Source organism: Rhodococcus sp. NKCM2511 (genome assembly GCF_014905595.1).
GTDB classification, from domain to species: Bacteria; Actinomycetota; Actinomycetes; order Mycobacteriales; family Mycobacteriaceae; genus Rhodococcoides; species Rhodococcoides fascians.
The window spans coordinates 1,333,251-1,349,442 of sequence record NZ_BNHJ02000001.1; the positions used below are offsets into that span (position 1 = coordinate 1,333,251).

The following is a 16,192-nucleotide window of genomic DNA, read 5'->3' on the forward strand; positions in this document are numbered from 1 at the left end:
GGTACATTCTCCATGTCCGAAGTATGGTTTCTCACCGGCAGCCAAGGCCTCTACGGTCCCGAGACGCTCGAGCAGGTAGCAGTCCAGTCACGGGAGATCGCAGACAAACTCGACGGCGCACTACCGGTATCCGTCGTCTGGAAGCCGGTGCTGCTCGACGCGTCCGCGATCCTGCGGTGCATGCGCGAGGCCAACGCCGCCGAGGACTGCATCGGCGTCGTCACCTGGATGCACACTTTCTCGCCGGCCAAGATGTGGATCGCAGGCTTGGACGCGCTCGATGTTCCACTGCTGCACCTGCACACGCAGGCCGGAATGTCGTTGCCCTGGTCCACGATCGACATGGAGTTCATGAATCTGAACCAGGCTGCGCACGGTGATCGCGAGTTCGGGCACATCGAGTCCAGGGTCGGCGTACTGCGCACCACCATCGCGGGCCACGTCGACAATCCGTCGGTACGGACGCGGGCGGAGCAGTGGGCGCGCGCGGCACTCGGCCGGGCCGAATTGCGTTCGCTGAAACTGGCCCGCTTCGGCGACAACATGCGCGACGTCGCGGTCACCGAGGGCGACAAGGTGGAGGCGCAGCTGCGGTTCGGCGTCTCCGTGAACACCTACGGCGTCAACGATCTCGTGGACGTGGTCGACAGCGTCAGCGAGTCGGCCGTCTCGGAACTCGTCGACGAGTATCGGTCGCTCTACGACATCGCACCGAGCCTCGACAAGGACGGGGATCGTCACGACTCCCTCCGCTACGGCGCACGCGTCGAAGCGGGAATGCGGCAGTTCCTCACCGACGGCGGGTTCAAGGCGTTCACCACCAATTTCGAGGACCTCGGCGGCCTGCGTCAGTTGCCGGGATTGGCGGTGCAGCGACTGATGGCCGACGGTTACGGCTTCGGCGGCGAGGGCGACTGGAAGACGTCGATGTTGTTGCGCGGCATGAAGGTGATGGCCGAGGGACTGGAGGGCGGTACGTCCTTCATGGAGGACTACACCTACCACCTCGTCCCCGGTGAGGAGAAGATCCTCGGTGCACACATGCTGGAGGTGTGCCCGTCCATCACGACGTCTCGCCCCACACTGGAAATTCATCCACTCTCGATCGGCGGCCGCGAGGATCCGGTGCGGCTGCGATTCACCGCCGATCCGGGGCATGGCGTCGTCGTCGGACTGTCCGACGTCGGTGAGCGATTCCGATTGACGGCCAACGTGATCGACGTGGTCGAGCCCGACGAGGCGCTGCCGAAACTACCCGTGGCATGCGCAGTGTGGAAACCGCAGCCCTCGCTGTCGGTGTCGGCCGAATCGTGGTTGACTGCAGGCGCACCCCACCACACGGTGTTGAGCACCGCCATCGGTCTGCCTGTGCTGGAGGCATTCTCGGACATGATCGGTGTCGAGCTGCTCGCTATCGATTCCGGCACCACGACGCGTGGGTTCCAGCAGACTCTCCGATGGAATGCGGCCTACCACCGACTCGCAGCGAGGTTGTGAGTCCGGGCCGCCGCGGCTACGGCCGCGGCGGTCAGCCCAGACCGAAAGCGACGAGAAAACCCGCGGCGGTGGCCATTCCCACCCACCAGCCGCCGTCTCGGTACGCCTCGGGCATCAACGAATCGGCCAGCACCGCCAAGGTCGCACCGCCGGCGAATGCCTGCACTGCCGATATCCCGGTAGCAGGGATGACGTCCGAGAGCAGGAACCCCGCCACGGTCACCAGTACCAGGACAACCGCAGTCACACTCCATAACCCGAGGGCGCGGGCTCGGCCGAAGTTGTGTTGATCTCGCATCAGAGCGGCACCGCCGACAGCCTCGGGAACATTGCCGACGGCGACGGCGACGAGGAGCACGAGGCCACCGCCACTGGTCAGTGACACACCCAACGCGGTGTTCTCCGGAACGCCGTCGAGCACTGTTCCAAGCATCAATGCCCACCCGATTGCCGCCGGCCCCAGCCGATTCTCGATGAGGTGGTTCGCGACCACGTACACCCCCGCACCCGCGAACAACGCAGCACCGGCGGTGATGATGCCGGATTGGGTAAAGGCGGGCTCGAACAATTCCGAGGACACCGCCGCGATCATCGTGCCCGCGCCGAACGCCATCATGGCCGCGAGTACTCGTTTCGGTAGAGACCAGCACAGGCCGACAGCGGCCCCGATCACCAACGGCAGGGCCGTTCCGGCCCCGTACAGTGCTGCTCCGAACGCATTCACGCGTGCCTCACTCGGTCGAACGAAGACTGCTCGGTCACCCACTGTGGATGTCCGGAGCGACCGAGATACAAACCGTGCACGGCCGTCTAACCGTGTCGAGCGCGGTATTCCTCTTCGGCCCCGGGGTGCAGAGGAATACCGCCCGTCATGACCAGTGAGCGTGCGTCGAGAAATTGGCTGCCGATCGCTTGCCCGGGGACCAGGGCCGACGATCGGTCGAGCAGAACGCTCACCAGTGCGGCGACAACTCGGTTCGGCACATCGGGGTGGGCCAACAGCAGATTCGGAATTCCGACGGTCGTCACCTCCGGGTGCGAGCCGTACACGTTCGCCGGAACCGGGACCGCCTCGTACGCGGTGCCGAACGCCCGACGCAGGTTCGGAACGAGACTGCCCAATTCGAGCAACCGGATCTCGCTACTCGGCTCGGCGAAAGCCGGGGTCGGCAATCCACCCGCCCACATCACCGCGTCGATCTCGTTGTCGGACAACGCGGTCGCAGCCGCCTTCATCGACAATTGAACTTCACGAACTGCATCCGGTCCCGAGACGCCGGCCGCGTCGAGGATCCGATGCGAGAGAACCGTCGCCCCCGATCCGGGCGCGCCGGTACTCACTCGTCGTCCCCGTAGATCGCTCGCTGCGAGGATGGTCGAGTCCGCCCGCACAGCGACCTGAAAGTAGTTCTCGTAGACACATCCGACCGCGGCCAGGTCGGTACTCGGGTGGCTGTAGGCGGCGTCGATCAGCGTCATCGCCAGTTCGGCACGACCGGAGATCAACGCGTCGAGGTTGTCGAGAGAACCGGATGTCGTGAGCGGCACTACCTCGACCTCCGACAGTCCGGCAGCCGCGTCGGACAGCAAGCCGGAGAACTCCCAGAAGAAGCCGCCCACCTCGCCCGCCGCCAGGCGCAGTTGCATCGGCGGGTCCGTGGCACAGGCTCCCATGGCCACCGCGGTCAGCGACACGACACCGGCCCGCAGAGCTGTTCTTCGGGAGAACAACGCAGCGGGCCGGAGCATGTCACTCACTGTAAGTCGTCACAGGTCACGCGAAGGCCTTGCCCTGCTCCCTGTCGAGGACGGTCTCGGTCTTGTTCCGCAGCACGAAGATGTACACCAGGAGCGAGATACCGATGACGACGGTCACGTACAGAATGAACCACCCGACGTGCCCACCGTTCTTCGCGGCCTGGTAGATCAACGGAGCGGTACCACCGAACGCGGAGTTCGCCAGCGCGTAACCGAGGCCGACTCCCAAGGCGCGGATGTGCGAGGGGAACAATTCGGCTTTGACGATCGCGTTGATCGAGGTGTAGCCGGTGAGGATGACGTAGCCGACGCAGACCAGCGCCAGTGACTGCACCACCGACGTCGCCGACGGCAGATACGTGATGAGCACGTAGGTGTAGAGCACGCCACCGACGCCGAAGAAGACCAGCAGAGGCTTGCGTCCCACCTTGTCACTGATCAAGCCGCCGATGGGCTGCAGCAACATCAGGAAGATCAGCCCGAACAGGTTGATCCAGGTCCCGGTCATTCCGCGGTCCTCGTACGCTGCCTTGATCATCGAGGGTGCGTTGACGCTGTAGGTGTAGAACGCGATGGTGCCACCGGCGGTCACCATGAAACAGATCAGCAGAGCGCGCCAATGCTTTCCGACCAATTCCTTGAGAGATCCGGACGCCTGATCGGCACCACTACGAACTGCCTCGAGCTGATCCTTCGTCAGGGACTCGTCCATGCTGCGGCGCAGCCAGAAGACAACCACTGCGGCGACGCCACCGATGAAGAACGCTATGCGCCAACCGAAGTCCTCTATCTGCTCCCGCTCGAAGAAGACCTGCATGAGCAGCAGCGTGACCTGCGCCAGAACGTGGCCACCGATCAGCGTGACGTACTGGAACGAGGAGAAGAATCCGCGACGCTCACGAGTGGCGGCCTCGGACATGTATGTCGCCGACGCTCCGTACTCACCACCGGTGGCGAAGCCCTGCACCAGACGGCACAGAATCAGAATGACCGCGGCCCATACACCGATGCTCTCCCGGCCGGGGGTGAACGCGATGACCATCGAGCAGGCCGCCATCAGCGAGACACTGAATGTCAGTGCAGCTCGGCGACCGTTCCGGTCTGCGTAGCGTCCGAAGAACCACGAACCGACCGGACGCATCAGGAACGTGACCGCGAAGATCCCGTAGACGTAGATGGTCGAATTCTTGTCCGCCGAATCGAAGAACTGATTCTCGAAATACGTCGCGAAGACGGTGTAGACGTACACGTCGTACCACTCGACGAGGTTGCCCGACGACCCACGCAGTGTGTTGTAGACGGCGCGGCGGGTGGCTGCGGGAGACGAGACCGGCGGGTTCGCACGAGACGAACCAGCGGTCGAAGTGGCCTCGTTGGCCATGGGCAGGTCCTTCCACAGATAGCTTGCGGGTGGGTCGCCGAACGCGTGACGGCAACCGAAGTCCTTCTACTGTGACCCCCAGCACAGCGAGAACCAAGCTGTTTCGCGTTTCCTAACACTCCCTTAGGACAAGGACCCGCTCGAGCCGTGACGCGGGAGCAGCATTCGGACGATCAAACCGGACGGTCGATGAGCGTCGACCTCGAGGCGTCCTCCCACTCGTTCGATCAGGGCCGCGACTATTGCCAGGCCGAGCCCCGTTCCGGTCCCGTGAGCACTAGATGCCCGAAAGAACCGGTCCGCGATCATCGGTAATTCGGCAGCGGATACACCCGGGCCGGTGTCGGTGATCGACACCACGACGTGATTGTCGCCGGCTCGGCAGTCGATGTCGACATCCGCTCCCGAACCGGCGTACTTGGTCGCGTTGCTCAGGATCGCGTCGAGCATGCGCACCAGGTCTTCCTCCGGTACCGCAGCAGTGTGATCGGCTCCCGGGTCGGGATCCGCGACATGGACGGTCAGCCCGGCCACTGTCAGTGCGCTCGACCAGAATCGGACTCTGTCGGTGAGCACGAACAGTACGTCGCACGCGGTCTCGCGATGCAGGACCGGCGTCTCGGCAGCAGCGAGAACGAGAAGATCCTCGACGACGGAGTCGAGCCGATCGACCTCCAGTGTCGTTCGCTGGTGCGCTTCGGCGACCGATTCGGGCACCCGCATTCCCAACACGTCCAGTCGAATCCGTAATGCCGCCAGCGGGTTACGCAACGCGTGAGCGGTGTCGGCCACCAGACGGCGCTGCGCAGCGGTCGCGTTCTCCACATCGTCTGCCATCGCGTCGAACGCACGCGAGAGCGCTCGAACCTCGGGCGGACCGACGTGTGCGTCCGACTCGAGACGTGGCGAGTCGTCGAGAGGCCGGCGATCGTGAAAGGCGTCGCCGAACGATTGGACTCGCATCGACAACGACGTCAGTGGACGAACGACCCAGCGCGACAACGCAGCTGCGATCAGCGCCACCGTGGCCAAGATCAGCAGCGCACCGACAGCGATCACCGCCCACCCGATCGCCACATCCCGGCGGGCCGCGTCGGTGGAGGCTGCGATCACCACGGCACCGTCGACCTGCGTTCCCCCACCGATCGGTGCAGCCACCAGTACCGACGACGGCGACCACGGCGTCACACTCGACGGAAGGCCACCGCGTTGATTGCGTAGCGCACCGGCCACCGCCTGTTGGACGTCGGCGCGCGTCGTATCCAGACCCGATGCAGCACGGACCGCTCCGGTGCGGTCGACCACCACGATCCCCTCGCCGTACAGATCGTTGTAGCGCTGCACCGACTCTCGGATTCGAGAATCACCCGACTCGTCCTCCCGGGAGCTCAGTTCCGCGAAGTACGTTGCAGCGGCAGCTCGATTCTCACCGAATCGTTGGGCGCGTTCGCGCCCCAGCAACAATCCCAGCGGAACCGACAGCGCGAGAACGACGACGGCCGAGTAGACCATCAGCACCACGAGAACCCGGCGCCGCACGTCAGCCGTCCCAGCGGTAGCCGAAGCCGCGGATCGTGGCGATGGTCCCGGGTCGGCCGAGCTTGGCACGCAACGTCGTCATGTGCACGTCGAGCGATCGCGAGATCGCCACGTACGCATCGCCCCAGATCGCATCCATCAGCTGTTCGCGGCTCACCGCTTCGCCACGCCGAGTCGCCAGGTGCGCGAGCAGGTCGAACTCTTTGGTGGTCAGCCCGATGTCTCGCCCGTCGACTTCGACGCTGCGCCCGACGAGATCGACGACCACGTCGCCCAACTCGAGCCGATCCACCGCCGCATCACTCGTTGCGCTCCGACGCCGCGCCGCCACTTCCAGCCTCGCGTGCAACTCCCCCAACCGAGCGGGCTTGACGACGTAGTCGTCCGCCCCCGCGCGCAGCGCTCGGACCACCGACCGCTCGTCGTCCCGCGCGGTCAGCACCACCACGGGCACCGAACTCAGGGTCCGCAGCTTACGAAGCGCCTCGAGGCCGTCCATGTCGGGCAAGCCGAGATCGAGGAGAACGACACCCATGCCGTGGTACCCGAGCAGCAGGTCGGCACCGCGGCGCATCCGGACAGGGTCGTGCCCCACCTCGGTCAGCGCGTCTACCAACGCGTCGCCGACGCCGTCGTCGTCCTCCACCACCGCTATTCGCATCGCCTCGAGATTAGGCCACGACGGCCGACGGGCGTTGCAGGCCGACGCTGATCAGTCGATCGGAAGGACGACCCGCAAGGTGAAACCGCCGTGCACCGTCGCGGCGGCCGAGACGTGCCCACCCAACAATTCCGCCCGCTCGGCGAGTCCTACGAGTCCGTGCCGCGACGACGGGAATGCGAGCGGCGGCAGCGTGGGAGCCGTGTTCGCAACCTGTACCGTCACCGATTCGTCGACTTCATTCACGGTGACATCGACTTTCGAGCCCGGAGCATGTTTGCGAACGTTGGTCAGCCCCTCCTGGACGATTCGATACACAGCACGCTGAACGGAACTCGGCACATCCGACTCCACGTGCACGGTCAATTCGACGTCCAACTCGGATTCAGCCGCCAGCGCCGAGAGATCGGAAATGGCCGGCTGCGGATCGATTCCGTCGGCCTCGCCGCCCGACGCCCGCAGGACACTGACCATCTGCCGCAGCTCCTCGAGTGTTCGCACCGCGAGCGACCGAATGGTCCGGCTGGCGGCTTTGACCGCAGGATCGTCGTTGCTGACCATCAGGGCACCGACCTGAACCGCGATCAAACTCACCTGATGCGAGACCACATCGTGCATTTCTCGCGCCAGACGTGCGCGCTCGGTCGACAGCACCAGTTCGGCCTGCGCAGTCCGATCTCGCTCGCGAGCCTGGTGCAACTCGCTCAATTGCTGCTTCAGATCGCGTTGCGCTCGAATCAGCTGACCGAGGGCCACCGGGGCCGAGGCGTACGCGCCGGCCGCCAGGGTGATCGCGACGACCGACTCGAACGAGGAGTCCGTCGTCACCCACGCCATGCTGGCCGCGAACATACCTGCGCCGCAACAACCCACGGCCACGCGACTGCGAACGACGAACGCCACCGTCCCGAGTGAGAACACTGCCGCCAGCAACGTGACGCCCATTGCCAGACCGGGCAGCGTCAGTACGAATACGAGTACCGGAAATCGTCTGCGCCCGAACAACAGCACCGGGGTGAGGAGGGCGACGGCAACTTCCGCCGTGGTCGGATCCGGCAACGTGAGCAGTCCATCGGCGAAAGAAAGAACGACGAACACCGCATCGAGAATCACACCCGATCGCCGCTCGGTCGCACGCCGAACAGCCTGCACAGTGCTCACTGCGACTCGCCCCCAACCGAAGGGGACCCGCCCGCCGACAATCCACCCCGCTCGGCTATCAAGGCCGCCTGCACCCGCGTCGAGACCTCCAACTTCGACAAGATCGCACTGACGTGATCCTTGACGGTTCCGGTGCCGAGAAACAGTGCGGCGGCGATCTCCGCATTGGAGTCGCCGTGCACCACGCGCACGAGAACGGCACGCTCACGCTCGGTGAGCCGCGCGATCTTTCGGGCTTCGGTCGAATCACGGGCCGCTCCGAGAAACCCACGAACGACGGTGCGTCCGACGGTCGGCGACAGGACGATTCCACCAGCGGCAAGCGATCTGATGTGTCTCGGCAACTCTTCGGGATCGGTGTCCTTGACCAGGAAGCCTGCGGCACCGGTGTCGAGTGCACGCATGATGAAGTCGTCCGAGTCGAAGGTGGTCAGCATCGCCACTGCGGGCGGCTGCGGCAATGCGAGGATGTCGGCGAGGACGTCGAGCCCGTTGCGACCGGGCATCCTGATATCGAGCAGCACGACATCGGGTTCCGTTCCGACGACGAGATCGAGGGCGTCGGCCGCGTCGCCCGTGGCAACCACGTCGATGCCGGGCGCGGCACCGAGGATGAGCTCGAAACCCGATCTGACGAGCGCCTCGTCGTCCACGACGACGACTCTGACGTTCTTGGTATCACCCACGACAGCACTCCTGTAGATCATCGAACAGTCACGGGCCCGGGAACACGATCAGCATAGGGCGCTGCTGGTGTGCGGCGAACGAAACCGTGCACGCGACAACACCCGGACCATGAAGGACGAGCCCAATCCGTGCATCAGCAGGCTGAGGGAGATGGTGACGATCATCGCCTGCAACACGATCAACCCGATGTCGTCGTCGAGTGCGTTGAACGCCAACAATCCCAGCACGATGGTCGTGATCCCGCGCGGACCGAGGATCGACGACGCAAGCCGATCGACGACGCCCAATCGTGAGCCCACGAGCGCCAGACACACCGGCACCAGTCTCACCACGGTCAAGGCCAGCACCGAGATGACGACGATGCGCCAGTCGAGACCGAGGTAGACGATGTACGCGGCCACCGCGCCGAATACGAACCACACTACGAGGGACGTGCATTCCACGAACTGTTCGGTGAGGGCGGTGTGCGGGTGGAGTTCGGAGCGCGCGCACAGGTGCACGGCAACTCCTGCCACGAATGCCGCGACGAAACCGTTGCCGTGCAGAAGGATTGCCACCGAGAACGTCACGAGAGGGACAGCGAGCACGCCGATGGACAACGAGCTCGTGGTGGTCCACCCCCGTCGCAGGGCCACCTTCATCGCCCATCCGAAGGTAAGGCCGATGGCGCTGCCGACGAGTAGCGACACGGTGCTGGCGAGCAGCGCTTCTCCGATCGATGTGGTCACGCTGTCGACACTCGTCGCGGTGATCATGGCGAGCGCGAACACGAAGATCGGAGCGACGACGCCGTCGTTGTACCCGGACTCGACGTTGAGCGCCGACCGCACGCCACGCGTGAGCCGATTGTCGGTCAGAATTGCCGTCGCTGGAGCCATGTCGATGGGCATGATCACACACGCGATCAGCAGTGCGACGGCAAAGCCGTACTCGGGCAACAGGAACCATGAGGCACTCGCCGCCAGCGCAAGGCTCAGCGGTAGTGCGAGAAGAAGTAGCCGAAGCGACACCGAGGGCGAGCTCCCCAGCATCTTTCCCTCGACCCTGAGGGAATCGGAGAACAGCAGTGCGGCCAGAACGAGTTCGACGATCTGCTCGGTGACGTGATAGTTCAGCACCGTCACGATCTCGGGGCCGAAGAACCAACCGACCACTGCGCCCGCCGACGCGATCGCCAAAGGTGCGCTCACTCGCCACGACGCAAGCTTCGCGGACACCAGTGACCACAGTGCGACAACGCCGACGCAGCACAGCAGTGACTGAGCCAGTGCGGTCATCGGTGTACCCCCTCGTTCTTTCTCGGCCGGACACAGTCGATCCTGTCGGCGGGTGGCCTCACTGCCGGTCGCGTTTCGTTGCCCGGGAGCGAGCGACAGTCCACATCAGATGTGCGCTCTGGCTCAACGTCATTCGCGGTAGATACGCACGACCGACCGCATTGGCGATACCCGGAAGTGCGGCACTGTCGGGGAAGCTCATGTACATGGACTCGTACCGCGGCTGAAACTTGGATTTGAATGCCAGCAGAGACCTGAATCCGTAGACGGGTTCGAGTGCTCGGCCGACGGCATCGAGGAGCTTCTCCACCGGGTCCGGGCTCGATACTGTCGCAGAGAGACCGTCGGCCTCGATCGTTCGCGGGCTTTTGGCGAGTGGTGCGCCGGACAAGCTCACGAATTCGAAACCCTCCGACGCGAACGACACGGCTGCCGACGCGATGAGGAATTCCACTGCCGGTCCGAATCCCGTCGATCGTCTCCTCATGAAATCGAGCGTCCATCCCACCACTTCTCCGTCTCGATACACCGGCAACCAGGATGTGACACCGTGCACCGTTCGATCGGCATCGATGGCTATCAGGCATCGGACGGCCGGATCCTCCATCTCCGTCAATCCACCGAGGGTGAATCCCATCTCGGGCATCGCTTTGTCCGCCACCCACTCTCTGGAAATGGCCACTATCTGATCGCGTATCACCGGTGATACGTCGGAATACGCTGTCCACTCGGCAGCGATTCCGGATTTCGTCGCTCGGTTGAACGACGTCCTGATGTCCTGGAATTTCTTACCGGTGAATTTCAGCGAGGTGAGGTCGAGGATGGCTTCCTCCCCCACGTGAACGGAGTTCCAGCCCAATGCATCTGCGACGCGACGGGTGTCAGCCGAGATCGAGTACAGGCACGGTGTCCACCCGTTGTCGGAACAGAAGTCCGCGAATGCGCGTACCGCGGCGGCATGGTCTTGTCTCGGTCCGACCGGGCCGGCAGTGGTCAACGCAATGCCGCCCACGACGCGGTAGGCCACGAAGCTGTTCCCGTCCGGCGTGAACCAATAATTGTTGCTGCTCCAGGTCGACATCCACGACAGATTCGACCCACCGCTGCGCACGAGGACGTCGCGAGCCCGCCGAGCATCGTCCGGCTCGTCGTCGTAGGTGGGCCGCAGAAACATCGCCAGGACGGTCGCACACAGCGTCACCCAGAACGCGACGCCGATCCACTGGTACATCCAGGACGGAACGAACTCCCCGGCAAGCAGAGCGGGCTCGAACCATTGCAGGTACACGCTGGGAATCAGGCGTTGAACGAAGTCGACGGCCAATTCGGGAACGTATGCGATCGTCCGCGCCGACATCGACCCCGTGGCGACGTAGAGCGTGCCCAAGGTGAGCAGCGCCAGACCGACGGATCGCATGGCCGATCGTGCAGCTCCGTTCGGCGAGGCGATCGTGAAGGACGATCGGGTGAAGGCGAGGACCAGAGCCACCGCTACCGGGGTCAACAGCGGCGCGGCCGCCCGGATCAGATACGAACCGTCCAGCTGCACACCGGTATTGGACAATTCGGACCAGGACTCGTGCAACTGAGCGACGTTGAGGACCGCCGATGCCGTCAGACACAGCTGCGCGGTCAGAGCCGACGTCCATGCCGCTCGCCTGCCCCGCCGGAGGCCGTCGCAGATCGTGACGAGAAACAGGGACGGTGCGACGGCGAGCACCGTGAACCCGAGCCCATCGAACCGCAAGGCGAACAATCCCTGCCGGCATTCGGAACTCTGGGCCGCCGAACTGCAGACCGCCCGTACTTCCTCGGCGGTCCACGGATCGGCCCGCAGCAATGCCTCCAGGACCCCGAACGGACCGGCAGCATCGTTCGACACGAGCGCGAGCACCGGGCCCAGCGCGCTTGCCAGCACGATCAGCGCTACCAGCAAGCGGCTCTCGCGGCGCGTCCCCGCCACCGCGTCCTCCGGATCGACTGGGCCGTACATCACCCGGCCGACCGCGAGGCCGACGATGATGGATGCCAGCCCCACCAGATCCGACAACCCGCCGTGGAACAGGGCGAGCACGATCGCAGCGGCCGGCAGACCCACGCGAATTCTGCGGCGCCACAGGACGGGCATCGATGCACTCGCTGCCATGGCGACACCAGCGACCCACGCCGCCGGATCGAACACCACGGACGTGCCGAGCCGACTGCCCCAGTCCTCGTCGAACGAATCGACCGAGACGGCAAGGCTCAGTCCGGCAATGGCCCCGAGTACGGCAACGATTCCGACGGCCGCCAGAAACTTGGCCGAGCCCATGTGTCGTTCCAACGGCACCCCACACAGGAGCAACAGCACGACGGACAGCGAGAGCACGAGGAAATTCGGTGCGACGACCACAGAAGTGAGCAGCGTCCACCAATGCATCTGCGAGAGCGCCGAAATACTCAGGTTCAGATGGTGTTCCACGAAGTCCGGATCGGCTGTCAGAGCGTGAACCGTCACGGTCGCGACCGCAGTCGTCGCCGCGATCACGATCGTGATCGGCGCGCCCGCAGTCCACCTTTTTGCGGCGCAGGCCGGGGCGGTCGACGCACGCACGATCTCGGGACGCGGCTCGATTCCCGTACTCATCGGGGTATTCCCAATCGTGCTGCGATGGTATCGATTTGGCTCGACAAGCCGCCCGACCACACCCGGAAGTCGTGTCCGCCCGGAATCTCCTGGTACGAGACCTGCATCCCCGATGACCGGGCCGCCTCGTACAGCGCCTGCAAGCCCGGTTTGTTGTCGTTGTCGGACGCCCCCACCACGAAGACACCACCGCTGTTCGCGTACGAATTCGTCCGCAGCTTGTCCAGGGGATTGACCTTCTCGAAAAGCGTTGCGTCCCCATCGAAGACTGCGTCGAGAGTGCGTCGACGATCGCCGCCCAACGTCGGCTCGGCCTGACCGGAAATATCGAGGAACGTCGGGAACACCGACGGATAGTTGGTCGCCAGCTGCAGTGCACACGTTCCGCCGTAGGACAGCCCACCCACCGCCCAGGAGGACGCGGAGTTGTCGACCTGAAGGAACGTTCTGACCCACGCCGGTACGTCGACTGCCAGGTACGTCGCAGCATTTCCTCGCGGGGAATCGACGCACAGAGGGTTGGCGAGCGTCGACCCGGTTCCGTCGGCAACCACGACGACGGGTGCGAGCCCGGAATGACGAGCGGCGAACGCGTCCATCGTTTTCACCAACCCTCCACTTCGCAGCCAGTCCCCCGGGCTGCCGGGCTGGCCGGCCAGTAGGACCAATACCGGCATCGACGGCCGACGGGCCGCGAAATACGCGGGCGGCAGGTAGATCTTTGCGGGACGGGCCGAGAAACTCGATGTCCGACCGGCTATGTCGGTGGTGACGACGGATCCGCCTGCCGGTAGACCACCGGGGTCCTGCCACTGTGCGACGGGCACGGGCTCCCGATGGTGCGCCGGCAACGACAGCAACGGGATCTCGTTCACCCGACTGGTCCCGACAGCCGCGCCGACAGTCGGAAAGTAGGCGAAGTACCCGTTGACGGCAGCGGCCGATTGCACGAGCACCGCACAAGCAGCGAGCACCACGACGACCGCGGTCCCGATGCTGCGACCGGCAAGCGAGCGGTACACCGCCAAGCCGACCGCCATTACACCGACACCGGCCCACAGGTAGACGACGAAGGGCAGTCTGTCCGGAAACGGATGCCACCAATGCTCGATGACGACGTAACCGACGCCGGTCAGGACCGCGGCCGTTGCCGCCACGATCGGGACGACGACCTGCGCGTACCACGCCGACCTGACGGCCAGCAGCGCGACCGCGCCGACCGCAGCGATGCCCCAGAGGACCGGCACCAGCCAACCGTCGATCAACGACACGTCCTCGAACCACTGCACCCGGCCACTCCGATCATCGACTTCCTGTCCTTCGATCCTGGTGTCGGCCGCGGCCGAAGGACATCCACCGAAGGTCTGCTCCGTCCCCGCCGATCGGCGGGAGTTTTCGATCGATATGGCCGTCGGTCGGCGCACACGCGCGCCCACCAATCGCGTCTCGCACGCTCGGCGACCGTTGGCCAGGCTTCGAATCAGGGTGATTCGAACCGTCGCTGCACGGACTCGGACGGGTTAGCTTCGGTAACGATGCTCGATTCGTGGTGGACGTCGGTCTGCCCAACAGTGAGGACAGTCGCACCGCATGGCGCTCAACAACGGAACTCTGATCCACCTGGTCGCACGAGAGGGAAAGCAGGACGAGGTCGCCGCGATCCTGGGCGAAGCACTCGGATCGGTGGCGCGGGATCCGCAGACCGCGACGTGGTACGCGTATCGAATCACCAACACCGAGTTCGGAATCTTCGGTTCGTCCGAGAGTCAGGCACCCCTCGGCCAGGACGGGCATCCGGTGCTCACCCGACTGTCCGACGACCTACTCGCGCACGCGCCGTCGGTGCAGTCGTTCGACGTGCTCGCCTCCAAGGTCTGATGTCGACCGACCTGCGATGAGCAGCAGGTTCACCCCAGTACTCCGACCCGCTGATCGAAAGAGCCGAACATGAACGCAGGGCCCGACACCGCACGCAAGCAGCTGGTACTGAGTGCTTTCGACATGGCGTGCGTGGTGCACCAGAACCCCGGCATGTGGACCGACGCCGATGACCAGACTCACCGCTACACCGACATCGAGTACTGGGTGGAATTGGCCCAGACGCTGGAGGCGGCGGGTTTCGACATCCTCTTCCTGGCCGACGTCCTGGGGTTCTACGACGTGTACGGCGGCAACCGAGACGCCGCACTGCGTACCGCTGCGCAGGCGCCCGTAGCCGATCCGCTGTTGACGATCTCGGCCATGGCCGCGGCGACGAAGACGCTGAGTTACGGTGCGACGGTCTCGTCCACCTACGAGCTGCCGTACAAATTCGCCAAGACCATGACGACACTCGATCACCTCACCAAAGGCCGTGTGGCGTGGAACGTCGTGACGTCCTACCAGCAGAGCGCAGCAGTCAATCTCGGCCTGACGCAGCAGATCTCGCACGACGAACGGTACGAGATCGCCGACGAGTTCATGGAGGTCTGCTACAAGCTGTGGGAGGGCTCGTGGGAAGAGGACGCGGTGGTGCGCGACCGAGCTCGTGGCGTCTACACCGAGCCGTCCAAGGTGCACGACATCGACCATGCCGGTAAGTACTTCACCGTTCCCGGTGCGCATCTTGGCGAACCGTCCCCGCAACGCACGCCGTTCCTGTTCCAGGCCGGGGCGTCGGCCCGGGGGCGCAAGTTCGCCGCCAAGCACGCCGAAGCGGTCTTCCTCGTCGGAGTCAACCCGCACGACGTTCGCCCCATCGTCGACCAGTACCGCATGTTGGCCGCCGAGCAGGGACGCGATCCGCGAAGCCTGAAGATCATCATGATGCTCACCCCCATCGTCGCCGAGACCGACGAGGCCGCGCACGAGAAACTGCTGCAGGTTCAGAAGCACGCCCAGGTCGACGCCGCTCTGGCACTGTGGGGCGGATGGACCGGAGTCGATCTCTCGGGAGCCGACCCCGACAAGCCGTTGGACCAGTTCCGAGGCGACGGCATCCGTGCGTTCAGCGACATGCTCACTCGGGTCGACAGCGAATTGGTATGGACACCACGCAAACTGGCGGAGTGGCTGTGCGTGGGCGGCATGAGCGCGAGCATCGTGGGCTCACCGAAGACGATCGTCGATCACTTCGAGGAGTGGATCGAGATCGCCGATGTCGATGGCTTCAACATCGCTCGCGTCACCAACTTCGAAACGTTCCGCGACTTCGGAGAATTGATCACCCCCGAACTCCGTCGCCGCGGATTGATTCCCGACACCAACCGCACCGAACCCACCTCCCTGCGTGAACTGGTGCTGGGGCAGCCCCGTCTGCGCGACGACCATCCCGGCGCGGCCTTTCGGCCCGCCGCGACGACGGGTCCCCGTCCGGCCCCGCCGACGACCATTCGCGTCGCACCCCGCAATGTCGGACTCCTGGTCACCCTCACCGCCAAACCCGACACGGCAGACGCCCTGGAAAACTGGCTCACCGAGATGCACACCCACGCACTCGACGAGCCGGGCACCACAACCTGGTATGCAATCAAGTTGAGCGAGAACACGTTCGCGATCTACGACACGTTCCCCGACGAGGACGGACGCCAAGACCACCTGCACGGCAGCATCGTGAAGTCGCTCCG

General features: G+C 64.7%; 12 protein-coding genes and 1 pseudogene. 3 read left to right on the plus strand and 10 right to left on the minus strand.

The window, feature by feature from the left end; genetic code table 11:
* The first annotated feature begins 12 nt into the window (after positions 1-12).
* Positions 13-1,497 (plus strand): L-arabinose isomerase, encoded by a 1,485-nt coding sequence (gene araA / locus JLZ96_RS05985; RefSeq protein ID WP_032393257.1) that lies wholly within the window; start codon positions 13-15, stop codon positions 1,495-1,497.
* Between the two features lie 31 nt (positions 1,498-1,528).
* On the opposite strand, the gene JLZ96_RS05990 is transcribed toward araA, so the two are convergent.
* The 10 genes from JLZ96_RS05990 to JLZ96_RS06035 form a co-directional block, all read right to left on the minus strand.
* Positions 1,529-2,221, minus strand: coding sequence for a ZIP family metal transporter (locus JLZ96_RS05990; RefSeq protein ID WP_032393394.1), 693 nt, complete (start codon positions 2,219-2,221; stop codon positions 1,529-1,531).
* Between the two features lie 86 nt (positions 2,222-2,307).
* The gene (locus JLZ96_RS05995; protein WP_201009647.1) at positions 2,308-3,246 is read right to left on the minus strand and encodes a TAXI family TRAP transporter solute-binding subunit; all 939 of its coding nucleotides are present in this window, start codon (positions 3,244-3,246) and stop codon (positions 2,308-2,310) included.
* Between the two features lie 25 nt (positions 3,247-3,271).
* A complete protein-coding gene (locus tag JLZ96_RS06000) occupies positions 3,272-4,636 on the minus strand; it encodes an MFS transporter (RefSeq protein ID WP_032372988.1) in 1,365 nt (454 codons plus the stop codon).
* Positions 4,637-4,759: 123 nt separating this feature from the next.
* Entirely contained in the window at positions 4,760-6,175 is a 1,416-nt protein-coding gene (locus JLZ96_RS06005) for a HAMP domain-containing sensor histidine kinase (protein WP_236253845.1), read from the minus strand.
* A 1-nt stretch (position 6,176) separates the two neighbouring features.
* On the minus strand, positions 6,177-6,836 hold the full coding sequence (locus tag JLZ96_RS06010; protein ID WP_032385566.1) for a response regulator transcription factor: 660 nt from the start codon (positions 6,834-6,836) through the stop codon (positions 6,177-6,179).
* A gap of 51 nt (positions 6,837-6,887) precedes the next feature.
* Positions 6,888-7,997, minus strand: coding sequence for a sensor histidine kinase (locus JLZ96_RS06015; protein WP_201009648.1), 1,110 nt, complete (start codon positions 7,995-7,997; stop codon positions 6,888-6,890).
* Entirely contained in the window at positions 7,994-8,683 is a 690-nt protein-coding gene (locus JLZ96_RS06020; protein WP_236253846.1) for a response regulator transcription factor, read from the minus strand. Before JLZ96_RS06020 ends, JLZ96_RS06015 begins: the two co-directional genes overlap by 4 nt.
* 48 nt (positions 8,684-8,731) lie before the next feature.
* Positions 8,732-9,961: a cation:proton antiporter gene (locus tag JLZ96_RS06025; protein ID WP_201009650.1), complete on the minus strand. Its 1,230-nt coding sequence runs from the start codon at positions 9,959-9,961 to the stop codon at positions 8,732-8,734.
* A gap of 58 nt (positions 9,962-10,019) precedes the next feature.
* Positions 10,020-12,587 (minus strand): DUF2156 domain-containing protein, encoded by a 2,568-nt coding sequence (locus JLZ96_RS06030; protein WP_201009651.1) that lies wholly within the window; start codon positions 12,585-12,587, stop codon positions 10,020-10,022.
* Positions 12,584-13,876 (minus strand): alpha/beta hydrolase family protein, encoded by a 1,293-nt coding sequence (locus JLZ96_RS06035; RefSeq protein ID WP_201009652.1) that lies wholly within the window; start codon positions 13,874-13,876, stop codon positions 12,584-12,586. The genes JLZ96_RS06030 and JLZ96_RS06035 overlap by 4 nt, the downstream gene beginning before the upstream one ends.
* Positions 13,877-14,177: 301 nt before the next feature.
* Between JLZ96_RS06035 and JLZ96_RS06040 the strand changes: the two genes are divergently transcribed.
* Positions 14,178-14,465: a hypothetical protein gene (locus JLZ96_RS06040; protein WP_032383925.1), complete on the plus strand. Its 288-nt coding sequence runs from the start codon at positions 14,178-14,180 to the stop codon at positions 14,463-14,465.
* Positions 14,466-14,534: 69 nt separating this feature from the next.
* Positions 14,535-15,932: pseudogene (locus tag JLZ96_RS06045) on the plus strand (LLM class flavin-dependent oxidoreductase); the annotation flags it as partial.
* Positions 15,933-16,192: the final 260 nt, after the last annotated feature.